The 24,460-nt window shown below is 56.1% G+C and carries 25 protein-coding genes; 7 read left to right on the plus strand and 18 right to left on the minus strand.

Translation table 11 applies throughout. The annotated features are described in order from the left end of the window. Positions 1-146 precede the first annotated feature (146 nt). The 4 genes from ACVKSX_RS07790 to ACVKSX_RS07805 all read right to left on the minus strand — a co-directional run bounded on the left by ACVKSX_RS07790 (position 147) and on the right by ACVKSX_RS07805 (position 4,454). Entirely contained in the window at positions 147-983 is an 837-nt protein-coding gene (locus ACVKSX_RS07790) for a Cof-type HAD-IIB family hydrolase (RefSeq protein WP_111533516.1), read from the minus strand. 102 nt (positions 984-1,085) lie between these two features. Then, the gene (locus ACVKSX_RS07795) at positions 1,086-1,550 is read right to left on the minus strand and encodes an RcnB family protein (RefSeq protein WP_284672384.1); all 465 of its coding nucleotides are present in this window, start codon (positions 1,548-1,550) and stop codon (positions 1,086-1,088) included. A gap of 278 nt (positions 1,551-1,828) precedes the next feature. Further along, a complete protein-coding gene (locus ACVKSX_RS07800; RefSeq protein ID WP_284672385.1) occupies positions 1,829-2,926 on the minus strand; it encodes an ABC transporter substrate-binding protein in 1,098 nt (365 codons plus the stop codon). A gap of 241 nt (positions 2,927-3,167) precedes the next feature. Beyond that, positions 3,168-4,454, minus strand: a complete 1,287-nt coding sequence (locus ACVKSX_RS07805) for an HAAAP family serine/threonine permease (RefSeq protein WP_010671264.1) — start codon at positions 4,452-4,454, stop codon at positions 3,168-3,170. Between the two features lie 364 nt (positions 4,455-4,818). Here ACVKSX_RS07805 and ACVKSX_RS07810 point away from each other — a divergent pair, with 364 nt between their 5' ends. Beyond that, positions 4,819-5,409: a hypothetical protein gene (locus tag ACVKSX_RS07810; RefSeq protein WP_033766672.1), complete on the plus strand. Its 591-nt coding sequence runs from the start codon at positions 4,819-4,821 to the stop codon at positions 5,407-5,409. A gap of 149 nt (positions 5,410-5,558) precedes the next feature. Beyond that, complete coding sequence (locus tag ACVKSX_RS07815; protein WP_010259005.1) at positions 5,559-6,752, plus strand: zinc-dependent alcohol dehydrogenase; 1,194 nt, start codon at positions 5,559-5,561, stop codon at positions 6,750-6,752. 65 nt (positions 6,753-6,817) lie between these two features. Here ACVKSX_RS07815 and ACVKSX_RS07820 read toward each other — a convergent pair whose 3' ends face one another. Continuing rightward, entirely contained in the window at positions 6,818-7,024 is a 207-nt protein-coding gene (locus ACVKSX_RS07820) for a hypothetical protein (RefSeq protein WP_010259007.1), read from the minus strand. Positions 7,025-7,212: 188 nt separating this feature from the next. Between ACVKSX_RS07820 and ACVKSX_RS07825 the strand changes: the two genes are divergently transcribed. Further along, complete coding sequence (locus tag ACVKSX_RS07825; protein WP_284672386.1) at positions 7,213-7,965, plus strand: GNAT family N-acetyltransferase; 753 nt, start codon at positions 7,213-7,215, stop codon at positions 7,963-7,965. Here the strand turns inward: ACVKSX_RS07825 and ACVKSX_RS07830 are convergent. Next, positions 7,962-8,654 carry a DUF421 domain-containing protein gene (locus ACVKSX_RS07830; RefSeq protein WP_010259010.1) on the minus strand — a complete coding sequence of 231 codons (693 nt, stop codon included), beginning with the start codon at positions 8,652-8,654 and terminating at the stop codon, positions 7,962-7,964. The genes ACVKSX_RS07825 and ACVKSX_RS07830 overlap by 4 nt on opposite strands. Positions 8,655-9,254: 600 nt before the next feature. Between ACVKSX_RS07830 and ACVKSX_RS07835 the strand changes: the two genes are divergently transcribed. After that, a complete protein-coding gene (locus ACVKSX_RS07835) occupies positions 9,255-13,016 on the plus strand; it encodes an NAD(P)-binding protein (RefSeq protein WP_284672387.1) in 3,762 nt (1,253 codons plus the stop codon). 13 nt (positions 13,017-13,029) lie between these two features. Here the strand turns inward: ACVKSX_RS07835 and ACVKSX_RS07840 are convergent, their stop codons facing one another. Next, positions 13,030-13,359 (minus strand): hypothetical protein, encoded by a 330-nt coding sequence (locus ACVKSX_RS07840; RefSeq protein WP_010259013.1) that lies wholly within the window; start codon positions 13,357-13,359, stop codon positions 13,030-13,032. 351 nt (positions 13,360-13,710) lie between these two features. Here ACVKSX_RS07840 and ACVKSX_RS07845 point away from each other — a divergent pair, with 351 nt between their 5' ends. After that, positions 13,711-14,934, plus strand: a complete 1,224-nt coding sequence (locus ACVKSX_RS07845; protein ID WP_010671259.1) for an AI-2E family transporter — start codon at positions 13,711-13,713, stop codon at positions 14,932-14,934. Between the two features lie 307 nt (positions 14,935-15,241). On the opposite strand, the gene ACVKSX_RS07850 is transcribed toward ACVKSX_RS07845, so the two are convergent. The 3 genes from ACVKSX_RS07850 to ACVKSX_RS07860 all read right to left on the minus strand — a co-directional run bounded on the left by ACVKSX_RS07850 (position 15,242) and on the right by ACVKSX_RS07860 (position 16,408). Then, positions 15,242-15,559: a hypothetical protein gene (locus ACVKSX_RS07850; protein WP_010259015.1), complete on the minus strand. Its 318-nt coding sequence runs from the start codon at positions 15,557-15,559 to the stop codon at positions 15,242-15,244. Positions 15,560-15,697: 138 nt separating this feature from the next. Then, positions 15,698-16,123, minus strand: a complete 426-nt coding sequence (locus ACVKSX_RS07855; protein WP_167422901.1) for a DUF4186 domain-containing protein — start codon at positions 16,121-16,123, stop codon at positions 15,698-15,700. A gap of 12 nt (positions 16,124-16,135) precedes the next feature. Then, entirely contained in the window at positions 16,136-16,408 is a 273-nt protein-coding gene (locus tag ACVKSX_RS07860; protein WP_010259018.1) for a cupin domain-containing protein, read from the minus strand. A gap of 171 nt (positions 16,409-16,579) precedes the next feature. Between ACVKSX_RS07860 and ACVKSX_RS07865 the strand changes: the two genes are divergently transcribed. Continuing rightward, positions 16,580-17,476, plus strand: coding sequence for a lipid kinase (locus tag ACVKSX_RS07865; protein WP_010671256.1), 897 nt, complete (start codon positions 16,580-16,582; stop codon positions 17,474-17,476). A 36-nt stretch (positions 17,477-17,512) separates the two neighbouring features. Here ACVKSX_RS07865 and ACVKSX_RS07870 read toward each other — a convergent pair whose 3' ends face one another. The 6 genes from ACVKSX_RS07870 to ACVKSX_RS07895 form a co-directional block, all read right to left on the minus strand. Then, positions 17,513-17,746: a hypothetical protein gene (locus ACVKSX_RS07870; protein ID WP_061901683.1), complete on the minus strand. Its 234-nt coding sequence runs from the start codon at positions 17,744-17,746 to the stop codon at positions 17,513-17,515. Positions 17,747-17,996: 250 nt separating this feature from the next. Next, positions 17,997-18,452 carry a DUF421 domain-containing protein gene (locus tag ACVKSX_RS07875; RefSeq protein WP_010671255.1) on the minus strand — a complete coding sequence of 152 codons (456 nt, stop codon included), beginning with the start codon at positions 18,450-18,452 and terminating at the stop codon, positions 17,997-17,999. Positions 18,453-18,464: 12 nt separating this feature from the next. Then, positions 18,465-18,989 carry a hypothetical protein gene (locus tag ACVKSX_RS07880; RefSeq protein ID WP_354438517.1) on the minus strand — a complete coding sequence of 175 codons (525 nt, stop codon included), beginning with the start codon at positions 18,987-18,989 and terminating at the stop codon, positions 18,465-18,467. Between the two features lie 116 nt (positions 18,990-19,105). Continuing rightward, a complete protein-coding gene (locus ACVKSX_RS07885; protein WP_010259025.1) occupies positions 19,106-20,071 on the minus strand; it encodes a magnesium and cobalt transport protein CorA in 966 nt (321 codons plus the stop codon). Positions 20,072-20,174: 103 nt separating this feature from the next. Continuing rightward, positions 20,175-21,194, minus strand: a complete 1,020-nt coding sequence (locus ACVKSX_RS07890) for a DUF481 domain-containing protein (protein ID WP_033771097.1) — start codon at positions 21,192-21,194, stop codon at positions 20,175-20,177. 104 nt (positions 21,195-21,298) lie between these two features. Further along, positions 21,299-21,895: a DUF1349 domain-containing protein gene (locus ACVKSX_RS07895; protein ID WP_307380682.1), complete on the minus strand. Its 597-nt coding sequence runs from the start codon at positions 21,893-21,895 to the stop codon at positions 21,299-21,301. Positions 21,896-22,250: 355 nt separating this feature from the next. On the opposite strand from ACVKSX_RS07895, the gene ACVKSX_RS07900 reads away from it, so the two are divergent. After that, positions 22,251-22,487 carry a DUF2171 domain-containing protein gene (locus ACVKSX_RS07900; protein WP_003854080.1) on the plus strand — a complete coding sequence of 79 codons (237 nt, stop codon included), beginning with the start codon at positions 22,251-22,253 and terminating at the stop codon, positions 22,485-22,487. A 346-nt stretch (positions 22,488-22,833) separates the two neighbouring features. Here ACVKSX_RS07900 and ACVKSX_RS07905 read toward each other — a convergent pair whose 3' ends face one another. Beyond that, positions 22,834-23,637, minus strand: a complete 804-nt coding sequence (locus tag ACVKSX_RS07905; protein WP_122889115.1) for a carboxymuconolactone decarboxylase family protein — start codon at positions 23,635-23,637, stop codon at positions 22,834-22,836. Positions 23,638-23,662: 25 nt separating this feature from the next. Next, positions 23,663-24,385, minus strand: a complete 723-nt coding sequence (locus tag ACVKSX_RS07910; protein ID WP_307380685.1) for a putative quinol monooxygenase — start codon at positions 24,383-24,385, stop codon at positions 23,663-23,665. Positions 24,386-24,460: the final 75 nt, after the last annotated feature.

Below are 24,460 nucleotides of genomic sequence, written 5' to 3' on the forward strand. Positions count from 1 at the left end.
CCTTCACTGACCAGGCACAACCGGGCCTGCCAGCATCGCCCGGCTTTGCTGCTCCTCAGCGCTATCCTGTTGCACCCGCTCTCTGAGCCAGGCGGCTGGCTGAATCACGGCGCTAACCGCCCTGGCTTAATCGCAGCGCCAGACGGCTAAGCCTGCATGGCGCTAAAAGGCCCCTCACCTGCCAGCATCTGCTCAATCACCTGCAGCACGCCCTGCTCGTTGTTAGAAGGCGCGGCATAGCGTGCCGCCTGTTTCACCCGCTGTGGCGCGTTGTCCATGGCAAAACTGAAGCCAGACTGTCTGAGCATCTCCAGATCGTTACCGCCATCACCAAAGGCCAGCACCTGGTCGTGCGCGATCCCCCAGCGTTGTGCCAGCAGATCCAGACCGTGCGCTTTATGATTCCCCGGCACGATCAAATCCACCGAGCCGTGACCGCTTGAGGTCGCTGCCACCCGCCCCTGATGCAGACGTTCAATATCCGCCATCAGTGGCTCGATATAGTCATCAGAGAGATTCAGCGCGAACTTAAACAGCCGGTCATGCTGTACCTCATCCAGATGATGAATCGGCTTCAGCCGGTGACAGTAATGGCGCATCTTCTTCAGCCAGTTCTCTTCCATGCCGTCGAAGTACCAGGCGCTCTCCCGGCCACACAGCAGGTAACGCAGACCCGGATAGTCGCCGTTTTGCAGGGTATCGATCACCGCGTCAACATCGCGGCGTTCAAAGGCACCGCAAAACAGTTCCTCATCACGATCGATAATCCATGCGCCGTTTTCGGCTACAAAGGCGATATCGCTGGCGATCTCCGGGAAGAAGGATTTGAGCTGGTAATACTGATTGCCGCTGGCCACCACAAATTTGATGTCACGGGCGGTGAGTTGCTGATAGCAGTCGAGAAAGCGGGATCGATTGTACTGCTTGTTATCGTCCAGAAAGGTGCCATCCATATCTACCGCAACCATCTTAACCGTCGTCATCATGACTCCTTACACAGGGAATTTTCAGCGTGGAGTGTCAGGATAGCCGCTGGCGCAGCAAAACGGAAAGAAAGAGGGATGGCCGCAGCCATCCCCTGGGGATCAGTTCAGGGCGCTGTTCAGCACCAGCGCGGTAATTACCCCGGTTGCAGCAGCAATCAGCACATAGTTGCCGTCGATGTTTGCCCAGTGATAACCGCGCGGTGGTTCACGCAGACCGCGCTCATGCCAGTCGGCTACGCGGTAATGGTCGCCGCGGTACGCCTGCGGGACAGGATGCCCGCGACGGAAGTCGTGTCCCTGCCAGGCGAAATGATCGCGGTCATTACGTGCCTCTCTGCCCCGACCGTTGTTGTCCTGATCCGGGCGATGATTGACGCTGTCATGACGGTTGTTGCCACGCTCCTGATTCTGGTCAGAACCGCGATTGTCAGCACGACGGTCACCGTTCTGATGCGGCACAGGCTTGCGGTGCGCGTCATCACGATCGTCTGCCCGTGAGGCCTGAGAAAAGAGTGTGCTGCATGTTAAAAGTGAAGCGATAAGCGTTAATGTTGTTTTTTTCATGATACTGCCTCCGAAAATAACGGCTGTTCAGGCACCGTTGATCGGCATCATGGCAATAATTGTGGCGGGAGACATCTGTAAAAGTCTTAAAATCCGGTAACTTACACACTATTACGCTTGCTTAGCGCTTTCTTAACACAGGACATGCGATGACAACGTTGCTGACGCAATCCAGAGGTTAACCGGGCAACCTGCGCTGTCTGAAAATCACGCTCTGGTTGACGGATGATGGCCGATGAAAAGTCAGGATGCTGAAACGCACCCTGACATTTTTGCGGTTATGGCGTGCTGAGGATCACTGGCGCATCCGGTAACCCGGTAAAGTGCGTCACGATGTGGTGGTAATCAGCCGTCGGGTCCAGATCGCGGAACACTCCCGGATAGAGATCTTTTGCCAGAATTTCCATGCCGATAATGTTGTAAGGGTGATTATAAAAATGGTGATAAACGCCATACACCCGTTTCTGTTTCACCGGTTCGATCTGCTCCAGACCGGTGCGGCTCTGCAGGCGGTTAAAGGTGGCGGTCACGTCGGTCTGACTGGCACCGTAACCAAACGGCAGCACGTTACTGTTCGGGCGTTTAGAGCCGGTCATGATATAGACGTCCGGCTTCATGGCGATAATCTTCTCCAGCGACACAAATCCTGAGCTGCCGGGCAGCAGTGCAGAACCGATATTCTTGCCACCGACCGCTTCCACCAGCGCGCCCCAGCCGTTATGACCGTGTGTAAAGCAGCAGTTGTCGCTGTTACCGGCAATCGGTTCAATAAACACGGTTGGCTTGTGCGGCACCTGCGCAATCTTCTGCTGAAGCATCTGCCAGCGCTGCTGGTAAAAATCGGCGTAAGCTTTCGCCTCGGCTTCGCGATTCAGAACGGTGCCCAGCACTTTCACGCTCTTCAGGGTGTTCTCTTTCGGATGAAGTTCAACATCAAGGAACAGCACCGGGATATGGAGATTTTTCAGGGTGGCGAGCACGCCTGACTGCGTCAGGGCCGGTTTGGCGCGCAGCTGCGCAATCATCAGATCGGGCTGCTTCGCCAGCACGCTCTCCAGATTGACCTGCCCCTGATCGTTAAAGCCCATATCAACAATCGATGCCGCCTGCGGCCAGCGCTGCTTCAGCAGGTCCCAGGTCTGGGTATCCTGCTTTTTCGGCAGGTTGTTCCAGGCAACGACACGCTGAAACGGGTTCTGGCGATCCAGTAATGCCAGCGCCATCACGTCACGCCCATCCTGTAAAATCACATGCTGCGGCTCTTTTTGCAGCGTAATTTTCTGACCATCCATATCGGTCACCGTGACCGGATAGGTGGTAGCCGCACAGGTGGTTGACAGTAAAAGTGTGGTGGCAGCAACTATCCCGATTTTCATTTTTCTCCTGTCCTTTTAGGGAATAATAATTATTCGCGTTAACTCTACCATGCTGATAAGTACCAAATGTAACTATTGCTAACCAGATGCGTCTGAGAGGCGGCATTAACAACGCGGCAGCGGGCTTAAATCAGGGAGCGATATCGCTGAATACGTGGAGGTGCATAGAGAGAATGGCGAAGGGCGGGCAGAATGGCAGGCGCATCCCAGGGGGATTGAGATGCGCCTGTTGCGCTAAGTGTTACTTCACCAGCGAATAGAAGATTGCGGAGATGGCAATCAGTCCGATCAGCACGACAAACAGATTGCTGATGTGACCGCTGTACTTCCGCATCGCGGGTACCTTCTGGATAGCGTACATCGGCATCAGGAACAGAATCATCGCAATGACCGGCCCGCCAAGCGTCTCAATCATGCCGAGAATATTGGGATCCAGCGTTGCCACCAGCCAGGTCGTCAGCAGCATAAAGAGTCCAGTCAGGCGATTCAGTCTGGCGGGCGCGATGGTTTTGCCGCGACTGCGCAGCGCCTTATTAACCATGCCGTTAAATCCTTCGCGCGCACCAAGATAGTGACCGAGAAACGATTTCGTGATCGCCACAATGGCAATCAGCGGTCCCAGCCAGGCGATCATCGGCACCTTAAAATGGTTCGCCAGATAGGAAAGAATGGTGATGTTCTGCGCCTTGGCGGCGTGTAAATCTTCAGGCGACAGGCTCAGCACGCAGCTGAAGACAAAGAACATCACCGTCACCACCATCATCAGGTGCGAGCAGGCCAGAATGCGCGAACACTTTTTCTCTGCGGCATCGCCATACTCTTCCCGCTTTGCCAGCGCGAATGAGGAGATAATCGGCGAGTGATTAAAGGAGAAGACCATCACCGGAATCGCCAGCCACAGCGTCATCCACAGGCTGCTGCCCGCGGGCTGAACGTTCAGGGTCGAAAGCACAGCGCCGTGCCAGTGCGGGATCAGATAGCAGGCCATCAGCATCAGCACCGCCACAAAGGGATAAACCAGCACGCTCATCGCTTTGACAATCATCTTCTCGCCGAAACGCACAATGGTCATCAGTCCGACAATCAGCAGCAGCGACAGCAGCACACGCGGTGGCGGCACCAGGCCGAGCTGATTCACCATCAGGCTCTCAACCGTGTTGGTGATCGCTACGCTGTACATCAGCAGAATCGGGTAGATAGCGAAGAAATAGAGCAGCGTAATCAGCTTGCCCGCACCAACACCAAAATGCTCCTCGACCACCTCGGTGATATCCCCGGCCGGATTTTTACCGGAGAGAACGAATCGGGTCAGGGCGCGGTGCGCAAAAAAGGTCAGCGGAAACGCCAGTATCGCCATGATGATCAGCGGGATCAGCCCGCCGACGCCAGCATTGATAGGCAGGAATAGCACACCCGCCCCAATCGCCGTGCCGTATAAACCCAGCATCCACATGGTGTCGGTTTTACGCCATCCCGTATCGACGTCACTCTCAAGCGCGCCCAGCGTGCCAGTTTGCGTGGTTTTCATCAGATCTTCCGTTTTAAAAGCCGCCAGTAACCTGAGCCGCCAGGCAGGCAAATGTCCGCCCCACTCTGCGCCTCAGCTGCAACCGGATCAGTCAACGTGATGCTGACCCGTCCGTGCATAGGTAATCGATTGCGTGCGCCACTTTTTACACTACCTGACGATAAAAGTTCAAGCCGTGCAGAAAAACACGCATGGATTGCTGAAAAAATCGTCAGGTTGTGCAAAGTGAATGCGCGGCGATCATGCCATCTTTGTGGCGGTTTTACCGCCCCTAAAAAGGTGATCCCTGTAACGGTTCAGCGCAACGGGCTACGCTTAAACAGATTCTGTCGCGATCACGCCGACAGGTGCACAGGAGAAGAGAATGAAAATTGCCTGCCTCGGATGGGGATCGTTAATCTGGAAAGCTGGCGCACTGCCGGTGGCCAGTCAGTGGCATCATGATGGTCCTGAGCTACCGATTGAGTTTGTGCGCATCGCTGACGGCGGCGAGCTGTCGACCGCGATCTGCCTTAACGCCAGCCCGGTGCCGGTGTACTGGGCCTGGCTGAATACCGCCTCACTTGAGAGCGCCTGCGGCGCATTGCGCCTCCGTGAAGCCATTCCGGACAGCCGTATCGATGGCATCGGGATGATGACGGTGACAGCGACCTCAGCGGGACCACTGGCAGAGTGGGCTAAGACCAAAGGCATAGAAGGTCTGATCTGGACCGGTCTGCCTGCCCGCATGGCGGGTGTCGAAGGCCAGATCCCGACGCTGGACGACGCGCGGCACTATCTGCAGCAGCTCACCGGTGAAACGCGTGAGCATGCCTGGCACTACATCGAACAGGTTCCGGCACAAATCGACACGGTTTATCGTCGTGCGTTTGCCGACCTCGCTCTCTGGCAACCCGACACCCGAGCCGTGACGGTCGCCACAACGCAGGTGCAGCCGCCCTGTCAGCCCGGCTGAAACTGACCAGCCGGCTGCACCGCTCTGCTTACTCCTTAAAGGATTACTACACTTCAGGCAGGTTTCGATTTCAGGTTTCCTGAGTCTTTCCCGTGCGTGGCCATGCCTTCTGGTCTGGCCGCCGTCCCTAATCATCAGGAGATGAACAGATGAAAGCATTAACTTATCACGGCCCCCATAAAGTCAGCGTCGATAACGTGCCCGATCCGGGTCTGGAAGCCGCAGATGACATTATTCTGCGTGTGACCGCCACCGCTATTTGCGGTTCAGACCTGCACCTTTACCGCGGCAAAATCCCCGGTACCGGGCACGGAGATATCTTTGGTCATGAGTTTATGGGCGAAGTGGTTGAAGCAGGCAGCGCAGTGACCGCCGTGGCCAAAGGCGATCGGGTGGTGATCCCGTTTGTTATCGCCTGTGGCGACTGTTTTTTCTGCCTGATGAGCCAGTATGCTGCCTGTGAAAATACCAACAGCGGACGGGGTGCCATCCTGAACCGGAAAAACATCACGCCGCCCGCGGCCCTGTTTGGTTTCAGCAAACTCTATGGCGGTGTGCCTGGTGGACAGGCGGAATATGTCCGGGTGCCGAAAGCCAATACCGGCCCGTTTAAAGTGCCGTCGGTGCTGTCAGATGAGAAAGTGCTGTTCCTGTCAGACATTCTGCCCACCGCGTGGCAGGCGGTGAAAAACGCCGAGGTGAAACCCGGCTCCAGCCTGGCGATTTTCGGTGCCGGACCGGTTGGCCTGCTCAGTGCCGCCTGCGCCCGACAGCAGGGTGCCGAACAGATCTACATGATCGACCACAACAACTACCGCTTAAACTTTGCCCGTGAGCGCTACGGTGTTATCCCGATTAACTTCGATGAGATCGATGACCCGGCCGGCTGGATTATCGAACACAGCACCGGAAATCGCGGTGTGGATGCAGTGATTGATGCAGTAGGATTCGAGGCAAAAGGCAGCATGACCGAAACCGTGCTCACCAATCTCAAACTGGAAGGCAGCAGCGGTAAAGCGTTGCGTCAGTGTATTGCCGCAGTAAGGCGTGGCGGTATCGTCAGCGTGCCGGGCGTCTATGCCGGATTCATTCACGGCTTCCTGTTTGGTGACGCCTTTGACAAAGGGCTGACCTTTAAGATGGGACAGACCCACGTACACGCTTATCTGCCCGACCTGCTGAAGCTGATCGAACAGGGTCATCTGACGCCGGAAGAGATTGTGACCCACCATCTGCCGCTGGAAGATGCTGCGCGTGGCTACGATATTTTCGCCAAACGCGAAGAGGAGTGCCGCAAGGTGATTCTGGTGCCTGGCATGGCAGCGACACAGGCCACAATATAATTTCACAATGGGTCTGAAACGCTTAACCCCTGGCTCCCCGGCTATTCTCCGCCGGGGAGCTCATCTCAGAACGGCTTGCGTTGCAGGCTGCTTCGCCACTCCCGCCTCTCCAGCAGATGTTCATCCGGCGAATCCGCCGTATCAACCTGACTGCCCTGCTCCAGCCATCGCGCACTGCGTGAATGGGGATGACTTTCGCTGATCACCTGTTGTGAAAACGCGCCAAACGATAACAGCAAAAACAGTAATGCACTGGCCAGCCTCACTTTCATACGCACACCTCTTTGGTAATGGTGCCGCTATGCTGCCCGAAGGGTTTTCATTTTCTGTCAGTAACAGGCAAAGTTATGTGGTAAGCGGGAACAAGCTGCGACGGGTTTAACCGCGGTTCAGGATAGTCCGTCAGCCCGGCATCATAAGTTTCCCGGCTAACCGTCCGTTTTCTTTCAGGAGAATGCTATTGAACCTCAATCAGTTTGATCAGCCGGTCGGTGAGGCTCTGCCCGACTGGCAACCGGTCACCAGACCACCCTGTATGCCACTCACGGGTCAGCACTGCCTTCTCCTGCCGCTAAGCATCGATCATGCAGAACCGCTATTGCAGGCATTTATGCTGGCACCGGATGATCGCGACTGGACCTGGCTGAGCGCAGAGCGGCCCGCCTCTCTGCCGCGGATGCAGCACTGGATTGCGGATAAAGTGGCGGATGAGGCCCTGGTGTCCTTCACGGTCTGCTCGCCAAATCAGCAGCCCTGCGGCGTGGTCTGCTTCGCCAGCATTGAGCCGGGACACGGCACTGTTGAAATCGGTCACGTCACCTGGTCGCCGCTGATGCAGCGCAGTGTCATTGGCAGCGAGGCGATTTATCTGCTGCTGCAACAGGCTTTCTCGCTCGGCTATCGGCGAGTGGCGTGGCGCTGTGATTCAACCAATATCGCATCACGACGCGCAGCAGAACGGCTGGGGTTCCGCTTTGAGGGCCGTTTTCGTCAGGTGATGACACGTAAACAGCGTAATCGCGATACCGACTGGCTATCAATTATTGACCGTGAATGGCCGGATGTTCAGCGCGCCCTGAGTGCCTGGCTAAGTGCGGATAATTTCGCTGCCGGGGGACAGCAAAAGCGCCCGCTCAGCGCCTGCTTCGCCGACGTTAACCCGGCTGATGCAAACGCCACAAGTCCTGAACGCGGAGCGGATGCTGGCGATTAATGCAAACGACGCACGGTCAGTGCCGCGGACCAGCGCTGTCGCTGACAGCGCGGGCAGACAGCCTGCTGCTCAGCCTCAATGATCTGCGTCTGGCCGCAATGGGTGCAGGCATAGAGCGCGCTGACCGGCACAGTGCTGTAATCCTGCCGGTGCTCTGGGGGCAGTACGCTTAACCCGGCGCGCATCTCATCGTCATCGTAGAAATAGAGGCTGAGCTGACCATCGACCTCCACCAGCGCCAGCCGGATCTGCCCCAGATGCTCCACACCACTCTGGCGCAACTCCATATAAAACTCATCTTCGGAAATATTCAGTCGATCCAGACTCTCCAGCACATACAATCCCTCTTTAATCAGGGTAATCACGTCGCCCTGAATAAGCCGTGAAAAGCGCGGGCTGTGCGCCGTCAGCCAGGTCGTGAAGCGGTAGAGCGCCAGCAGGACTACAAACACCATAATGACCGGCAGCACCGGCACATCATCGTAAAATGTCACATCACCGGACGCGGAACCCAGCGTCAGGATCACCACCAACTCGAACAACGACAGCTGGCGCACGCCGCGTCGTCCTGAGACTTTCAGAAAGGTGAACACCACCAGATAAGCGATCATGACCCGTACCACCACCTCAAACAAAAAGGTGGCCGGTTGATCGTTAAGTAAGAAACGGTGCCAGTCGAATGAGAACATAGTCTGTAAAACATCCTGTTTTAGGGGGCGCGCATCGTCGCATCACCCGTTGATGACCCGCAGATTCAGGCCAGTGATAAGTAAATCTTGTCGCCAGCCCGCCAAAAGGCAAGCGAAGCTGTAACGCGAAAGTGGGCGAGTCTGACCTCTCTGCATGTTGAGGAAAAGGTTAACAAAGCTGAAAATGGCGCTGACACTATTCACGCTGCGCTTATCGGGCCGTTCGCAAAACCGCATGCTAAAACTTCCTGTTTCTGGCTGGATAATTTTTACCGCTGCGCTTTTTTCTTTTACTTCAATAAATTGCGAACAAAACCTTACTGCCTATACTTTCCAGTAAGGCTTCCGCAAAACCTTTCAACATCCAGAGAAGCCAGCCTTTTTCTGCCGATAGCGTCACTGGCCTATACCTGCTATCTCACTCGTCCACACCGCGACAGGCCCTGATGCCTGCAACTCAGTGTCTGTGGCTTATGGCATGGATCGCCCGTCCGTTCAGAGTGGTCAGATCGATCAGTCTGCAATGCATACCCTGACGCCCTGACCCGTTTCACGACGGCTCGTCAGCGGGAAGCGTGTTGCTTTTTTTCGGGAGATGCCATGACGCCCTTTTCCAGTTTCTGGCAGGCCGGCTACGAAGGTGCCGATCATATCAATCCTGCCGGCCTTGCGCTGTCGATGAACGATCTTAACCAGCATCAGGCGCGTGCAGCAGAAGATTATGCCGCGCTGGCCCCCTTTTCCATTCGCACAGTGCGCGAAAGCGTCGGCTGGCGGTTATGTGAGCACGATGGCCGCTATGACTTCTCGACGGTCGCGGCCCGGATGCAGGCCGCAGAGCAGCAGGGCATTCAGCTGAGCTGGACAATCTGCCACTACGGCTGGCCCGCTGGCGTCAGCCTGTTTGACCACGACTTTGTCAGCCGTTTCGCCGCCTTCTGTGGCGCACTGGCCCGCTTCCTGGCCCCCTGGTATCAGCAGGCGCCAGTCTACTCTCCGATGAATGAGATCTCCTTTGTCAGCTGGGGTATCTCGGTAGGGCTGTTCACCTGTGAGGCGATCGCTGAGGCGGATCGGGCGGATGCCGCCAAGCAGCAGCTGGTGCGCGCTACGCTGGCAGCCTGTGATGCCATCTGGCTGGCCGATCCGCGAGCCCGTCTGCTGCACTGTGATCCACTGATCCATATCGTGCCCGATCCCGCCGATCCGGCCAGCGATGTGCTGGCACGTGAGATGTGTGACACCCAGTTTCAGGCGTGGGACATGCTGAGCGGCAGGCTTAACCCGGAACTGGGCGGCGCCCCACGCTATCTCGATCTGATTGGCGTGAATTACTACCACGACAATCAGTGGGAGCAGGGATCAAACCGGCGGCTTTACTGGCATCTGGGCGACAGCCGACGCCTGCCGCTGCATCGGATGCTGCAGCAGGTCTGGCAGCGTTATCAGCGGCCACTGCTGCTGGCGGAAACCAGCCACGTCGGCAGCGGACGCGGAAGCTGGATCCTTGAGATCGCCGCGCAGGTTGCGCAGGCGCAACTGGCAGGCGTTGAGCTGCACGGCATCTGCCTCTATCCGATCCTCGATCGTCCCTTATGGGAGGAGACGACTTTCTGGACCCGCAGCGGTTTGTGGGATCTCGATCTGCTGGGGGCCGATCCCTATGCCCGCCAGCTACAGCAGCCTTATGCCGACGCATTACGTCAGGCGCAGCGCTTTTTGCAGCACATCCACTCCTCAAAACACCCCTGTCAGGAGCACCCTATGAAACCACCTGTTCTCATTGTTTTCAGCCATTTACGCTGGGGATTTGTTTTTCAGCGTCCGCAGCAGCTACTGACACGACTGGCACAGCACTATCGCGTGCTGTTTGTCGAAGAGCCGGTCTGGCAGGCGGGGCCACAGGGCCTGCATCAGAGCTCGCCTGCCGCTAACATCACGGTGATCCAGCCGCATACCGACAGCGACGCGCCTGGTTTCCACGACAGCCAGATCGCCTCGCTGCTGCTGCTGCTGACGCCGCTGCTGGAGGAAGATGAACAGCCGCTGATCTGGTTCTATACGCCGATGGCGCTGCCGTTGCTGACCCCTTTTGATCCGTCACTGGTGATTTACGACTGCATGGATGAGCTTTCCGCTTTTCAGAATGCACCGCGCCAGCTACAGCAGCGCGAATCCGCGCTGATGACCCGCGCCGATCTGGTCTTTACCGGCGGCACCAGCCTCTATGAAGCGAAGCGTGACAAACATCCTCAGGTTTACTGCTTTCCCAGCAGCGTTGATGCTATTCATTTTGAGCAGGCGCGCGATCGCAGCAATCGTCATCCGATGCAGGATGCGATTCCGGCACAGCGTCTTGGCTATTACGGCGTGCTGGATGAGCGCATAGACCTGCCGCTGATTGCGGCGCTGGCGGACAGCCACCCCGAATGGCAGATCATTATGGTTGGCCCGGTGGTAAAAATTGATCCCGCCAGCCTGCCGCAGCGCGACAATATTCACTGGCTCGGCCAGCAGCCCTATCAGGCGCTGCCACAGTTTCTGGCGGGCTGGGATGTCTGTCTGATGCCGTTTGCCATCAATGCCTCGACGCGCTACATCTCACCGACCAAGGTGCTGGAGTATATGGCGGCGCAGCTGCCGATTGTCAGTACCGCGATTATTGACGTAGCGCGGCATTACGCAGAGGAAGTGGCGGTGGCAGAGAGCCACGCGGAATTTATTGCCGCCTGTGAACAGGCAATGGCGATTGGTGCCGCAGAACGGCTGGCGCTGGCGGGACGGATGCAGGCAAAGGTCGATGCCACCTCATGGGATCGCACCGCTGAACAGATTCATGGACTGATCCAGCAGGCGCTGACGCAGCGTCAGCCCGCAATAAGGTCGGCTAGCCAGGGCAGCGCGCAGGCGAATATCACGCCGTTAACCCCATTGATGCTGGAGAGTGAAGCCGTGCCCTGCCTGATTATCGGAGCCGGGCCAACCGGGCTGAGCGCCGGTTATCACTATGGCGAAGGCGCAGTGTTGCTGGAGAAAAATGCCACGCCTGGCGGCTGGTGCCGCTCGATTGACGATCAGGGTTTTACCTTCGACTATGCCGGTCACATTATGTTCTCGCAGGATCCCTACGTCTTGCAGCTGTATGAGATGTTGCTGGGCGACAACCTGCACTGGCAGGCGCGTGAAGCCTGGGTCTACAGCGACGGCGTTTATACCCGCTATCCCTTCCAGTCCGCGCTGCACGGCTTGCCGGTCGAGGTGGTAAAAGAGTGCGTGCTGGGCGCTATCGAGGCGCGTTATGGCGAAACGGCCGCCGCCGCGGTGCCACTGGATCGGGCGCGGGCACGGCGGGACTGCTGCGCAGATGGCGCGATCCCCGATGAGGGCAGCAGCACAGGCGTGGTGGAAGGCGAAGAGGATTTCCAGCACTTCATTATGCGCACCTGGGGCAAAGGCATCGCGCGTCACTTTGCCCTGCCCTACAACCAGAAACTGTGGAAGGTGCCGCTGACCGATATGGAAACTTCATGGCTGGGCGGACGCGTACCGCTGCCCGATCTGGCGCAGATCATTGATGGCGCACTGCAACCGCTGGCGAAACCGGTTGGCCCCAATGCCCGTTTCGGCTATCCGCTGCGCGGTGGCTTCCAGGCGCTGATGTCCGGCTTTTTGCCGCACCTGAAATGTACGCTGGAAACTGACGCCACCCTGACCCGCCTCTACCCGCAGGCGCACGTCGCGCTGCTGGCGGATGGTCGCCACTACCGTTATGAGCAATTAATCAGCACCATGCCGCTGCCGGAGCTGATTAAACTGATGGGCGATGAGGTGCCGGAGAGTGTGCAATGGGCGGCGCAGCAGTTGCAGTTTGTCTCGGTGCGCTGCGTTAATCTGGGGATTGGCCGCGCTGACCTGACCGAAAAGCACTGGATTTACTATCCTGGCGATACGCTGTTTCATCGCATCTTTGTGCAGGGCAATGCGAGTCCGCACTGCAACCCGCCGGGCGGTTTCGGCTTAACCTGCGAAATCACCTATAACGCGGCCAACCCGCTGCCGCTGGCGGGGGATGCGCTGATTGAGCGCTGCCGTCAGGATTGCATCAGAGTTGGCATGATCACCGCGGACGATCCGCTGCTCTGCGCCTCAGAGGTCGATATGCCTTACGCCTACGTGGTCTATGACCATGCGCGCAGCGCTAACGTGGCGCTGATCCGCCAGTGGCTGCTGACCCAGGACATTCATCTGTCAGGCCGCTACAGCGAGTGGGAATATTACAACTCGGATCACGCCTTCCTTGCCGGTAAACGCGCCGCCGAAAATGTCCGGCTGCAGCATGTCAGCGAACGGACGCTCGGCTGACCCGGCGCAGTCGCTACGAAAGCCGCTGGCTGCACTTCGCGGCTTTCAGCGACTGTAACTGCGTCAGTCGCCGCTCCGCCTTCTGGCTGGCATTGTATTTCGCAATGCCATTGCCCAGCCCGAAATCCCCGACAAAGCCCAGCACGGTCAGTGCATCGAACTGGCCGGTCTGCTCAATATCACTCTGCACGCTGTGCGCTTTCACCAGCTCCTGATCCAGCGCGCTGCAATTCAGCATCGCCGTCTCTTCCGGGGTGACCGCGGATGCCTGCGGATACTGCTTGGTGGCGCAGCCGCTTAATACCAGCGTCAGCAGCACGATTAAGACGCTCTGTTTACTCATTTTTCATTGCCTGTTTTTTATCCAGTTAATACTGTTATCGGCAGCATCCCCCGGGATCATGAGTCTCTGACCTACCAATAATGGTCGAAACCGCTACGCTAATGTAGGATTCAGCGCGCTGCTGTCAGTTGCAGCGTGTTACCTATAGGAAGTCACGCAGCGAACGCACATTGCCCGTTCATCACTTCTGCCAGACCTTTCAAAGAGTTAGCCAGCATGATGCTGTCATCAGCAGCGTTTAAAAAGCAAAGCCTGACCGATAATCAGTGACGAGGCCGCCGCATAAGCAAAGCCAGACACAGAAAATTCGCGCGTCGGGTTTATCAGAGTTGTTCGAGATGAGGTTTTTCCATGCGTTTTAAAGGATTGAACATCGGGTTTTTCATTTTGATTCTGGCTATCGCCACCCTCGGTTTTTTCGAGGTGCTTTCGCCCTATTTCTCGCCGATTTTATGGGCGGCGATTCTGGCGGTGATTTTCCATCCGCTGAAAACGTATCTGCGGGTCCGAATGGGCGAACGCAATGGCCTGGCCGCGTTGATTACCCTGCTCTGTATCTGTCTGATTGTGTTCACGCCGCTGGCTATTATCGCCTCATCGCTGGTGGTCGAAACCAACGCGGTCTATCACAAACTGCAGACCAATTCGGCGCAGTTCCCGGCGGTCTTCGCCGATCTGTTGCAGCATCTGCCGCGCTGGGCAAAACATTATCTGGCTGAAAACAACCTGGATAACGCCGAACAGATTCAGCAGAAGCTCTCCTCGTTTGCCCTTAAGGGCGGTCAGTATGTGGCAGGCAGCGCCTTTATCATCGGTAAAGGGACGTTCAGCTTCACCGTCGGCTTTGGCGTGATGCTTTATCTGCTGTTCTTCCTGCTGAAAGATGGCTCCTATCTGGTGCATCTGATCCTGGAAGCGCTGCCGCTCTCAACCTACGTGAAGCATCACCTGATGGTGAAGTTTGCGGCCGTGGCGCGCGCGACGGTGAAAGGCACGGTGGTGGTCGGTATTGTTCAGGGTATTCTCGGTGGGCTGGCATTCTGGTTTACCGGTATAGACGGTAGCCTGCTATGGGGCGCACTGATGGCCTTCCTCTCTCTTATTCCGGCAGTCGGTTCCGCCATTATCTGGGTGCCTGCGGCGATCTTCTTCTTCGCCACCGGTGCACTGTGGAAAGGGCTGTTCCTGGTGGGCTTCTTCGTAGTGATCGTCGGACTGGTGGATAACATCCTGCGTCCGCTGCTGGTCGGCAAAGACACCAAAATGCCTGACTATCTGATTCTGATCGCCACGCTGGGCGGCATGGAGATTTACGGCATCAACGGTTTTGTTATCGGTCCGGTGATTGCCGCCCTGTTTATCGCCTGCTGGAACCTGCTCTCCGGACGCGATAACCGCGAAAACATCGAAGCCATCGACGAAGAGTTTATCGAAGAAGGCAAGAAACAGTCTGATACCGCGGCAGAGGCTGCGGCTGAAGCGGCGGCGGCCTCCGCCGATGCGGCTGCAGAGACGGAAAGGAAAGTCGCGGCGTTAGCCGCCTCGGAGAAAGAAACAGCGGAAAAGAAAGCGTAATCTGAGTCAACCATAAAAAACCTACTTTTCAGTGGGTTACAGACAGCTTACCTGGTTGAATCAGTTTTACTCTGACAGCAATGAATAAGCTCACAACGCGCAGGGTTCTGGGTCAGAAGAGGAAAGCGTCCCGCGCCAGGACGGCGCGGGCCGAGCATGTCATGGACGACGGCCTTTGCGTCTTTCCGATCTGACCCAGTACCCTGAGCAGGCTCGATCCAGCAGCAATCCAAAGCCAGAATTTCCCAACCATAAAAAAAACCCACCTTTCGGTGGGTTCTTTTTTTAACCTGAGAACAGCCGCGAATTAGTTAGTCGCTTTGTTTTTCAGATCTTCAGCACCCTGCTTGGTTTTATCCCAGCCTTTCTCAGTGCCTTCTTTGGTTTTGTGCCAGCCTTTCTGCGTACCTTCGGTGATTTTACTGCCGGTGGTATCGCTTTTGCCTTCAGCGGCATGCTCAGACTTCAGCTTCAGCTCTTTGCCTTCGTTCTGGGTCTGATGCAGTTTTTCCTTCGCGGTATCGGCGCCTTTATGCGCTTCCGCAACGGTGTTATCTGTAGTGGTAGCAGCAAATACCGGCGAGGCCAGCAAAATAGCAGACAGTGCAATAATTGATTTCTTCATAATTCCCTCTGTATGAATCGTTGCCGTGTAGGTTTTAATCCTGGCATAGTGTTCCCAGGAAAGATTTAAGAATAAACCAGGAATGAAAAAGGGCCAGTTTTCACCAGAAAAAGCCGCCGGTTGTAGCTTTTTCGTCCATTACCAAAGTGCGAGTTGCGGATCGTTGTCCGGTTTCGGCTGGCTTCGGCTGACGCGAGCAGGCGGTGCAGGCTGCTGCATCTGATGGGTGATCCACTGCAGCAACACCGTCACTATATAGGTCTGCTGCTCCGCGCTCAGCGGCTGGTGCTGTCCGATGTTGTGCCACTTACTCAGACAGCCACGACAGCAGGTTGCGGTGGCGTGCTGAGCGATAAACACCGGGTGGCCGCGCATCGGCGTCTGCTTGCCATCATTTTCAGGCTGCGCAGGCGCCAGCCGCTGTGCCACAAACTCAGCGGCGTGCTGGCGCAATACCGGCTCGCCTTTGCTGCTCGCATAATCATATTCCGCGCGTCCCAGACGAAAGCGCTGACGGAACGGCGAGCGTGACAGCCGGGTAAACAGGTCGTCAGAAACCTTCATGCTGATTGCCAGTCACTCATATTTACGTCCCGCCAGATAGCGTACGCCCTGCGACCCGAACGCCTCACGATGGAGTTCATTGGGCTGCAGATGAAATGTCTCACCGGGATGATAGGTGGTATCGCCCTGTTCGGTACTGATGGTGATGTCACCACTCAGAATCAGTGCCAGTGCTTCAAAGGGATGTACGTGATTATCAAGCTGGGCGGCGGCTGCACGCTCAATCAACAGAGGCTCGTCAAAACCCTGTTCGGCTAACAATTTTCTGAATTCGTGTTCTGTCATCGCAACTCCTCAGTGTGGATCTGACCCTTAGCAGTGTAGACGATCTTTATCGCCGCTTATGGCACTCAACAGGTTACGTAAAGTAGCGCAAGCAGGGTTGTTCACCGGTCAGGCCAGTGCTGTACTTGCCGTCTCGTTACAGCCATTTTGACATCGGGATAACGCAAAAGTATGTCTCAACAGGAGAAAACTGCCCTGCTGCTGATTAATCAGCGCTCGCGCAAAGGACGCGCTGAGGCCAGCCGCGCACAGTCGCTGCTGGCTCAGGCCGGGTTCACCCTGCTGCAACCGGCCGGAGATAATACCCGCAGCTACAGCGAATTAATCGCGGCGTATGCCCATCGCGTTGATGCGGTGATCGTCGGCGGTGGCGACGGCACGCTTAATGCGGCCGCGCCGGGGCTGATGCAGACCGGCCTGCCGCTGGGCATTTTACCGCTGGGCACCGCCAATGATTTTGCCCGCACGCTGGGCATTCCTGCCAGCCTGGAGTCCGCGATAAAGATTATCGCTGACGGGCAGCTGCGCGCAGTGGACCTGGGTGAAGTGAATCAGCACCTGTTTCTGAACGTCTCCAGCATCGGCTTTTCGGTGGAACTGGCGCGCAACCTCACGGCGGAATCGAAAAAACGCTGGGGAGTGGGCGGTTATGCCCTGGCGGCTTTGCGGGTGCTGCGGCAGAGCCGTCCCTTCAGCGCTACGCTGGTGCATCAGGGCCATCGGACGCCGATCAAAACGGTTCAGGTGTCGGTGGGCAATGGACGCTTTTATGGGGGCGGCATGACAGTGGAACAGCGTGCCGCTCCGGACGATGGGTTACTGGATGTCTACAGTCTGGAGCTGCAGCATAGCTGGCAGCTCATTGCGCTGCTGCCCTTTCTGCGGCGCGGCACTCACGGTCGCTGGCGTAACGTGCGGGCATTCAGCGCCACGGAGCTGACGATTGAGACGCGCCGTCCCCATTACATCAATGCAGATGGTGAGATTATCGGTCAGACACCCGCGCATTTTCGCCTGATCGCCAGTGCACTGCGGGTTTATGCACCGGGCGACAGCGCAGCAAAATAGCCCGACGGTGGGCGCGGTACCGATCGCGGTGAGAAACTAGTGCTGGGTGCTCTTTTTTTCAGCGTAGTCGATGTGTTCGGAAAGATTGGCGACCAGCTTTTTCGCCATGTCGAGGGTCAGACCCAGAAACAGGGTCTCCTGCGGGCCCTTTTCACGCGGGGCATCGGGATCGATATAACCGAATTTCACTACCAGTGCCTGATGAGTGTTCAGGGGACCAATATGCCAGCCGGTAACCGGGTAGAAGGTAAATCGCGTAAATTCATTCATTTAATCCTGACTGTAAAAGCATAACGCTGATTGATAGTCAGGCCAGCTCTGATGATAAAGCATGAGTGGAATACTCAGTCTGAACGAAATCGACAGGATTACAAGGGAAGCGGCATAACAAGCGCAGCGTGACGCAATGAGGATCTGTAATGCATCCAAGGCCTGCTGCAGCAAGGGGATGAGGATATCTCAGGCGTGTGTAACCTGCGCGGCTCCGGCACGGGCGCTCTCCTGTCAGGGCGAACGCCCCTCAGGACTCTTTATCGGCTCTGGGAATAATCGAGATATGGCCGTTAACCTCCAGCACCGCATATTTAATCTGATCAAATCGCTCCAGACCCTGCCCGGAGCGCGCCGCTTCCAGCACATCATCAGGACTGATGCCGGTCATCTTCATGCGGTCAGTCAGCAGATTACCATTCTCGACCAGGATCACCGGGCCGCCATCGATCACCTGCTCCACCACCGGAAAGCGACTTTTCAGTTTGCCCAGCACAATATCAATCGCTACCAGCGTGATAATAGTCAGCGCCGCGCCGGTAACAGAAAAATCGTCGCCCAGCAGCGCCTGCTGAGTTGCTTCACTGATGATCAATAGCAGAATCAGATCGAAAGAGGTCATCTGCAACAGAGTGCGTCTGCCGGCAATTTTGAACACGACCATCAGCACCAGGTAGATCGCTGCGGCACGTAATACCGTTTCCATAAAGCGCCTCTGTCAGGGATAAATCCATTGGGTAAAACGGGCCGGAGCATGGCCGTCACCATGAATAGTGACGTGAATGCGGCCCGCATTGCGCGGCTGCAGGCCAAGCCAGATCGCGTGATCCGGTCCGGTGTTGCGGGCCGAAAAGGTCAGCCGCAGATCGCTGCCAATCGTCACCGCCTCCAGCGGTTGAGGCTGCAGCGTCTGGATTTGCAGGTTATCCAGGGCACCACCGCCAATCGTAACGGTAAAGCGATCGGTTACCGGTGCGTTGTAGCGAATGCGCATATCCATATTGCTCTCAACCCGGCCAAACCGTTCATACTCCACCTGGATGGTCCCGTCCGGCGAGCGGGCGCTGCCGTTACTCAGCACGCCTTTGGAAAAGAGTCCGCACGCACCCAGAATCACCAGCGCAATCAGGACGTATTCACCGATACGCTGAATCAGACATTCAAGGCGTATCCAGCGGAGGTTTTCCTGAATCGGTACTGCCTGACCGCTGCTATCCTCTTTTTTCACCGTGACCTCACACACTGTTGGCTCAGGAACAAAAACTGCACGCTGCGTTAAGCATAGCCAGACAGTATCAGTTCACTATCTGGCGGGTCGTGACCTTTTCAGCGGGACAATCTGGCACCGCATCCTGCCGTTTACAGCCAGCCGGAGCGACGCAGTTTGGCCCACAGCCCGCCGCAGGCCAGTAGGGTCAGCCCCACCGCCAGCGGATAGCCATACAGCGACTTCAGCTCCGGCATATGCTCGAAGTTCATGCCATACATACTGAAGACCACGGTCGGGATCACCAGGATCGCACCCCAGCCTGCCAGCTTTTTCACCACTTCATTCTGCTGCACCGTCACCAGCGCCAGATTGACCTGCATGGCGCTGGTCAGCATTTCGCGCATATCTTCCGCGTCGGTGACGACATGGCGGGCGTGATCCTGCACGTCACGGATATAGGCGCGCAGCGGGCGCGGAATCAGATCTTCATGCAGGTGGATCAGCTGATTGCAGATCTCCTCCACGGGCAGCGCCGCATTGCGCAGTTTCAGCAGATGACGCCGCACGGTGTAGACCGACTGCACCGACTTGCGATCAAATTCACTGGTGAAGAGATCGTTCTCCATCTGTCCGACCCGTTCATTCAGCGAGGTAGAGAGCTCGGCATAGCGATCAACAATAAAATCGAGCAGGCAGTAGAGCGGATAAGCGGGACCAAACTTCAGCAGCGCCGGGTTTTCAGCCGCCCGCTGCCGCACCGGGGTGTAGCTTTCAGAGGCACCGTGACGGATGCTGATCAGGAAGTTTTTTCCGACAAAAAGATGCGTTTCGCCCAGTTCGCAGCTGTCATCCTTAGCGCACACCGTTTTCACCACGATAAACAGCGATTCGCCATAATGTTCAATTTTAGGTCGCTGATGGGCATTGAGTGCATCCTCAACCGCCAGTTCATGAAGGCCGAACTCCTCTTTAATCTTCGCCATAAACTCAGCGTCTGGCTGCCACAACCCGAGCCAGATAAACGCCTCAGGCTCTTTGATCACTTCACTGATATCATCGACTTCGACCTCTTCGCCCGCGCATCCCGGACGATACACCCTGCTGCTTACGATCATCTTCTGCTTTCCCGTTGTGACAATACATGCAGCTTAGCCAATCCCGCGCCTGTAACCGGATAAAAACCGTAAGGATTTGCTGCGACGCTGTTCGATCAGCGGCTTACCACTTCAGCCCTAATCCGGTGGAGAAAATGCCTTCGTTCAGGGTATCGGGTATGCCGCTGACCAGATTACGGTGATAGCCAACGTGCAGCGTTGACCACGAAGTCAGGCTGTAGCGCAGCCCGACTTCAGCATCCAGCATAAATACGCCGTCATCATCCAGCGAATGGCCAACATCGCCATTGCTGTAAAGCGTGACCGACTTGCCCAGCAGATAGCGCTGATAGTTCCAGCGCAGCGAACCGCCAAAGTGCCGCTCTTCCCGGTCATCGCTGTAGCCATACTCAAAGGCACCACCCAGCACCGAGAGTGAAAACGCGCTCAGTTCGGTATCCCACAACTGATAACCCGGACCGGTGCCGATTAGCGCCTGACGTGACAGATTCTCCACCCAGTCGCGCTTGTAGGTGGCGCGGGTCTGCCAGAAGAACTGCTCTCTGACCAGATAGTCAAAGGCGTAGCGCAGGCTGTAGTTATCGGTATTGATGTTCTCGTTTTCCTGCTCGCGATTGTAGGTCGCACCGATATCGTGACGCCATTTTCCCTGGTTCAGTTTCGTGTTGAGCGCGAAGCTGTAGTCGTCAGTTTTGGTCGAGGCTTTTTTGACTTTCACGCCCGCATCGATGTTGCCGGTCCAGGCGAGCTGATCGCTGCGGACTTTGGCTTTCATAAACTCATCAATGCGCCGCAGCGAAACCTGCTGCTCCTGCTCGTTGCGTTCCACCCAGACATAGCCGGGATCGGATGAGGAGAGCCGCACCTGATAATGTTCGCCGGTCTTTTTGTTTTCGACATTCACCGGATTCTCGCTGGCAAGCGTACTGACCGCACTCCAGTCCAGCGTGACGGTACCGGCGTAGTGTGTCTCTATCGCCAGCTTGCCGTCGCTGAGATAACGAATCGTGCCGGTCAGCCGATCGCCATTATTCAGCCAGACGGTATCGGCAGTGGCCTGCTGTGTCCATCCGGCGCAGCAACTGATGACCAGCAGCGGGATAAACGAGGTGGCGCAACGCATAGCTTTCCCTGTAAAGGCGTCGTCTTGCACGGGCGACGCGTCACCGCAAATTCTGACCTGACAATTAAGCCGATTCTGCGACGATATGCAATGCGCCGCCTGGCTCAGGAGAGATCGTGCAGTGCTTTGCCGAGCGGTGGAGTAATAGCGAAGTCCGTAAAACTCATCGCCAGCCCTTCACGTTCAGGCGAGCAGCCCATCACTCCGACAAACCGCCGCGCCTGACCGGGCCACGGGCAGAGCCGTAACAGCGGCCAGTTCACGCCGTCGGTAGAGTACTGAATTCTTAAGGCCGCGTTTTCCAGCGTGGCGCGCAGCCAGAACTGGCGCGCATCGCCGGGAAACACACCGGTAGACCAGTCGGAAAACTCGCGCGTCACCACGCTGCCAATGGCGGGCTGGTCATCGTTAAACTCAATGCCCGCCTTAACCCAGTGCGTTTCGTTATCCTGAATAAACAGCCCGGCCTGATCGTAGAGCTGACTGAAATCCGCCCTTACCTGCACCTGAACGGTAAAGTTGTGTTCCACCCAGAAGCCAAAAGCGTGGCCGCTGTGCCGTTCGAAGCCGTACCAGGTACGCTGCCAGAAATCGCTGTTCAGCGCGGTTTCGAACCTCAGCGTATCGCCATCCAGGCTGTGTACCGGCGGCTGATTAATCCAGACGCCACCTTCAGTGGTAATGGAACTGACTGCTGTCATAGGCACTCCTTTGGGTAAGTTAAACCGCCCGCGTGCTGGCCGATCTGCGGCGTGGCGATTGACCTGATTATCTTAGCGTTGATTGGTGAACAGGCGGCAGACGATTGCGGCAAATCTGATGATGCCGATGTGGCAGGCAGTGAGGTCAGCAGACCCATGGCTGCAGATACTCCGACTCTGTTTGCGGTTTCGCTTATATACCCTTTATTCTCTTGCCGGAAATAAATAACTGCGACCAGGTCCAGTTCACTGAACTATTTCATTTTGTTAATCCCCTGGCGAAAACAGCATTTAACAACCAGGCTTGTTTTGTCTGAGGGCAACTGAACTCATTAAATATAAGGATTAAGCCACCATGGTAGATAAATCAGAAATTTTAGATCACGCGCAGGTTGTTGATGTGAATGGCGAACATGTCGGGATTGTCGACCACTTCGAAGGCGACGACAAAATTAAGCTGGCGAAAAGCGATCCTGAAGCGGGCGGCAAACACCACATTATTCCATTCAGCTGGGTGAAAGAAGTTGATGATAATAAAGTCATCCTTTCTAAAGCCAAAGCGGATGTTGAAAGTGAGTGGCAGTCTGCATAAAACATTAGCCGTGGCGCCCGCCACGGCTTATTTTATTTATTCCGCAATGTAATTTCCGCCTCCTGCCCTGCCCATCTTTAATTTATTACTGCTTTATATTTCACACCGCCTGAAACGTCTTCAGCAATATCTGTCAGATTTTTACTTTCCATGACGCGGTGCTCCCTGTTTTTATGCCCGGTGGCGGGTGGTCGTAAGTGGAAGGTTTAGAGCGGTCATCATGGCATTGCGCCGGGAGGGAAAAAACCACCAGAATGGCGCAGCACTTTGCCGGATCTCTGTCGGTATCCGGCGGGCATAAGAAACGGCGGGTGAAGTAAAACCTGAGCTCCTCACCCGCTGCGGGTTATTCCTGTTTTGCTGCGCGATCCCGCAGCACTTCCCCCACCACCGGAACCGCTGAAAAGGCATTTGGCCAGCCAGCATAGAACGCGGCCTGAGTGATAATCTCGCCCGCTTCTTCAGCCGTCAATCCGTTGTCCATCGCCCGGTTGAGATGGTAGCTAATTTGCGCACTTTGTCCCGAAGCAATCAGTGCGCTGACCGTCACCAGACTTCTGTCACGAGGCTGTAGCGCTGGCCGCTGCCACAGATTGAGAAACAGCGGATCGGCGGTGAATCTGACCAGCCCGGGCGAGATCGGCCCCACATTTTTCTCCACCGTTGCAGAACGCTGCTGTTCTGCTGTCTGATTCAGTGGCAGCAGTGCCGGAGAGGCTTCGGCCAGTTGATCGGCACCAATGCCTCGCGCCTGAAACACATTTTTGGTCACCGCAATTGCGGACATCGCATTAGGCCAGCCGGAATAGAACGCCAGGTGAGTGATAATTTCGGAGACTTCAGCAGGCGTAACGCCACTATCGAGCGCCACACCGGCGTAATGTTGTAACTCAGCAGGCTGGTTGCGGGCGATGAGAATGGCAAGCGTGACGATACTGCGGTCACGGATCGAAAGTGCGTCGCGTTTCCAGAGATCATCGGTTATCGCTTCACGTCCGAAACGAGCCAGTGCGGGAGAGACGGACTCAATGTCGGCAACCGAAAGGCTGGATGGATTGACGTTCAACATAGTTTCACCTCTTTTGGGTTCAGCAGCGGCCAGGTCGGCCAGCATCATGGAGATCGCGGCGGCGGCAATCACTTTTTTCATCCTCTGATCAGCTTCCTGGTAAAGGTCAGTTAACAAAAGCATTAAGAGCGCCACGGTTTTTCAGCAGAGCTGGCACCACGGGGATCGCCTCTTTGCGGTCGGTCATCTCAGCTGTCAGCCGGATATAGTCGCGAAAATGGGGCGTTTCGCGGTGTTGCTGATAGGCGGCGTCACTGGCGTAGATTTCATAGAAGAACCAGCGATATCTGTTTTTTGCATCGGTCGCGGCATACATCGCCAGTACGCCCGGTTCCACCTTCAGTGACTCTGCCATTTCAGGCAGCACAATATCGCGGAATGCCTGCTGATCGGCCGGTTTCACGTCAACAATCACCAGGTTATTGATGGTTTCTTTATTCTGTACGAAGGGTTTATCACCCAGAAACTGCGCCTCCAGCACAGTGCTCTTTTTCTGGCCGATAAGATCAGGTGCGCGTGTAATAAAAGACCGGTACGGCTCTGAACTGAGATGTTGCTGGTATGCCTCTTCACTCGCATAAATTTCAATCATATAAGCCTGATGAGCATTTTCTTTATGTTTCAGTGAATACATCGCCAGCGTACCTGGTTGCTCTGCCAGCGAACGGGTAATATTATCTCTGGCAACTTCATCGTACTGTCCGTTTTTCCCGGCCTTAATTTCCATTTCATGCAGATTAATGACACGATTTGTGGGTTCTGTTAAAGCGGCTGCCGATGCCGGGCCGGCCATCAGCAGAGTCAGAGTCAGAGCGGTAATATTGTTCACGGTCTGCCTTAATTATCGGATGAGGTGATTTGCGATTCATTCGGTGCATTAACCGGCGCGATTTCTGTTTCATCT

The sequence above is a fragment of the Pantoea sp. PvP021 genome, from assembly GCF_054056055.1.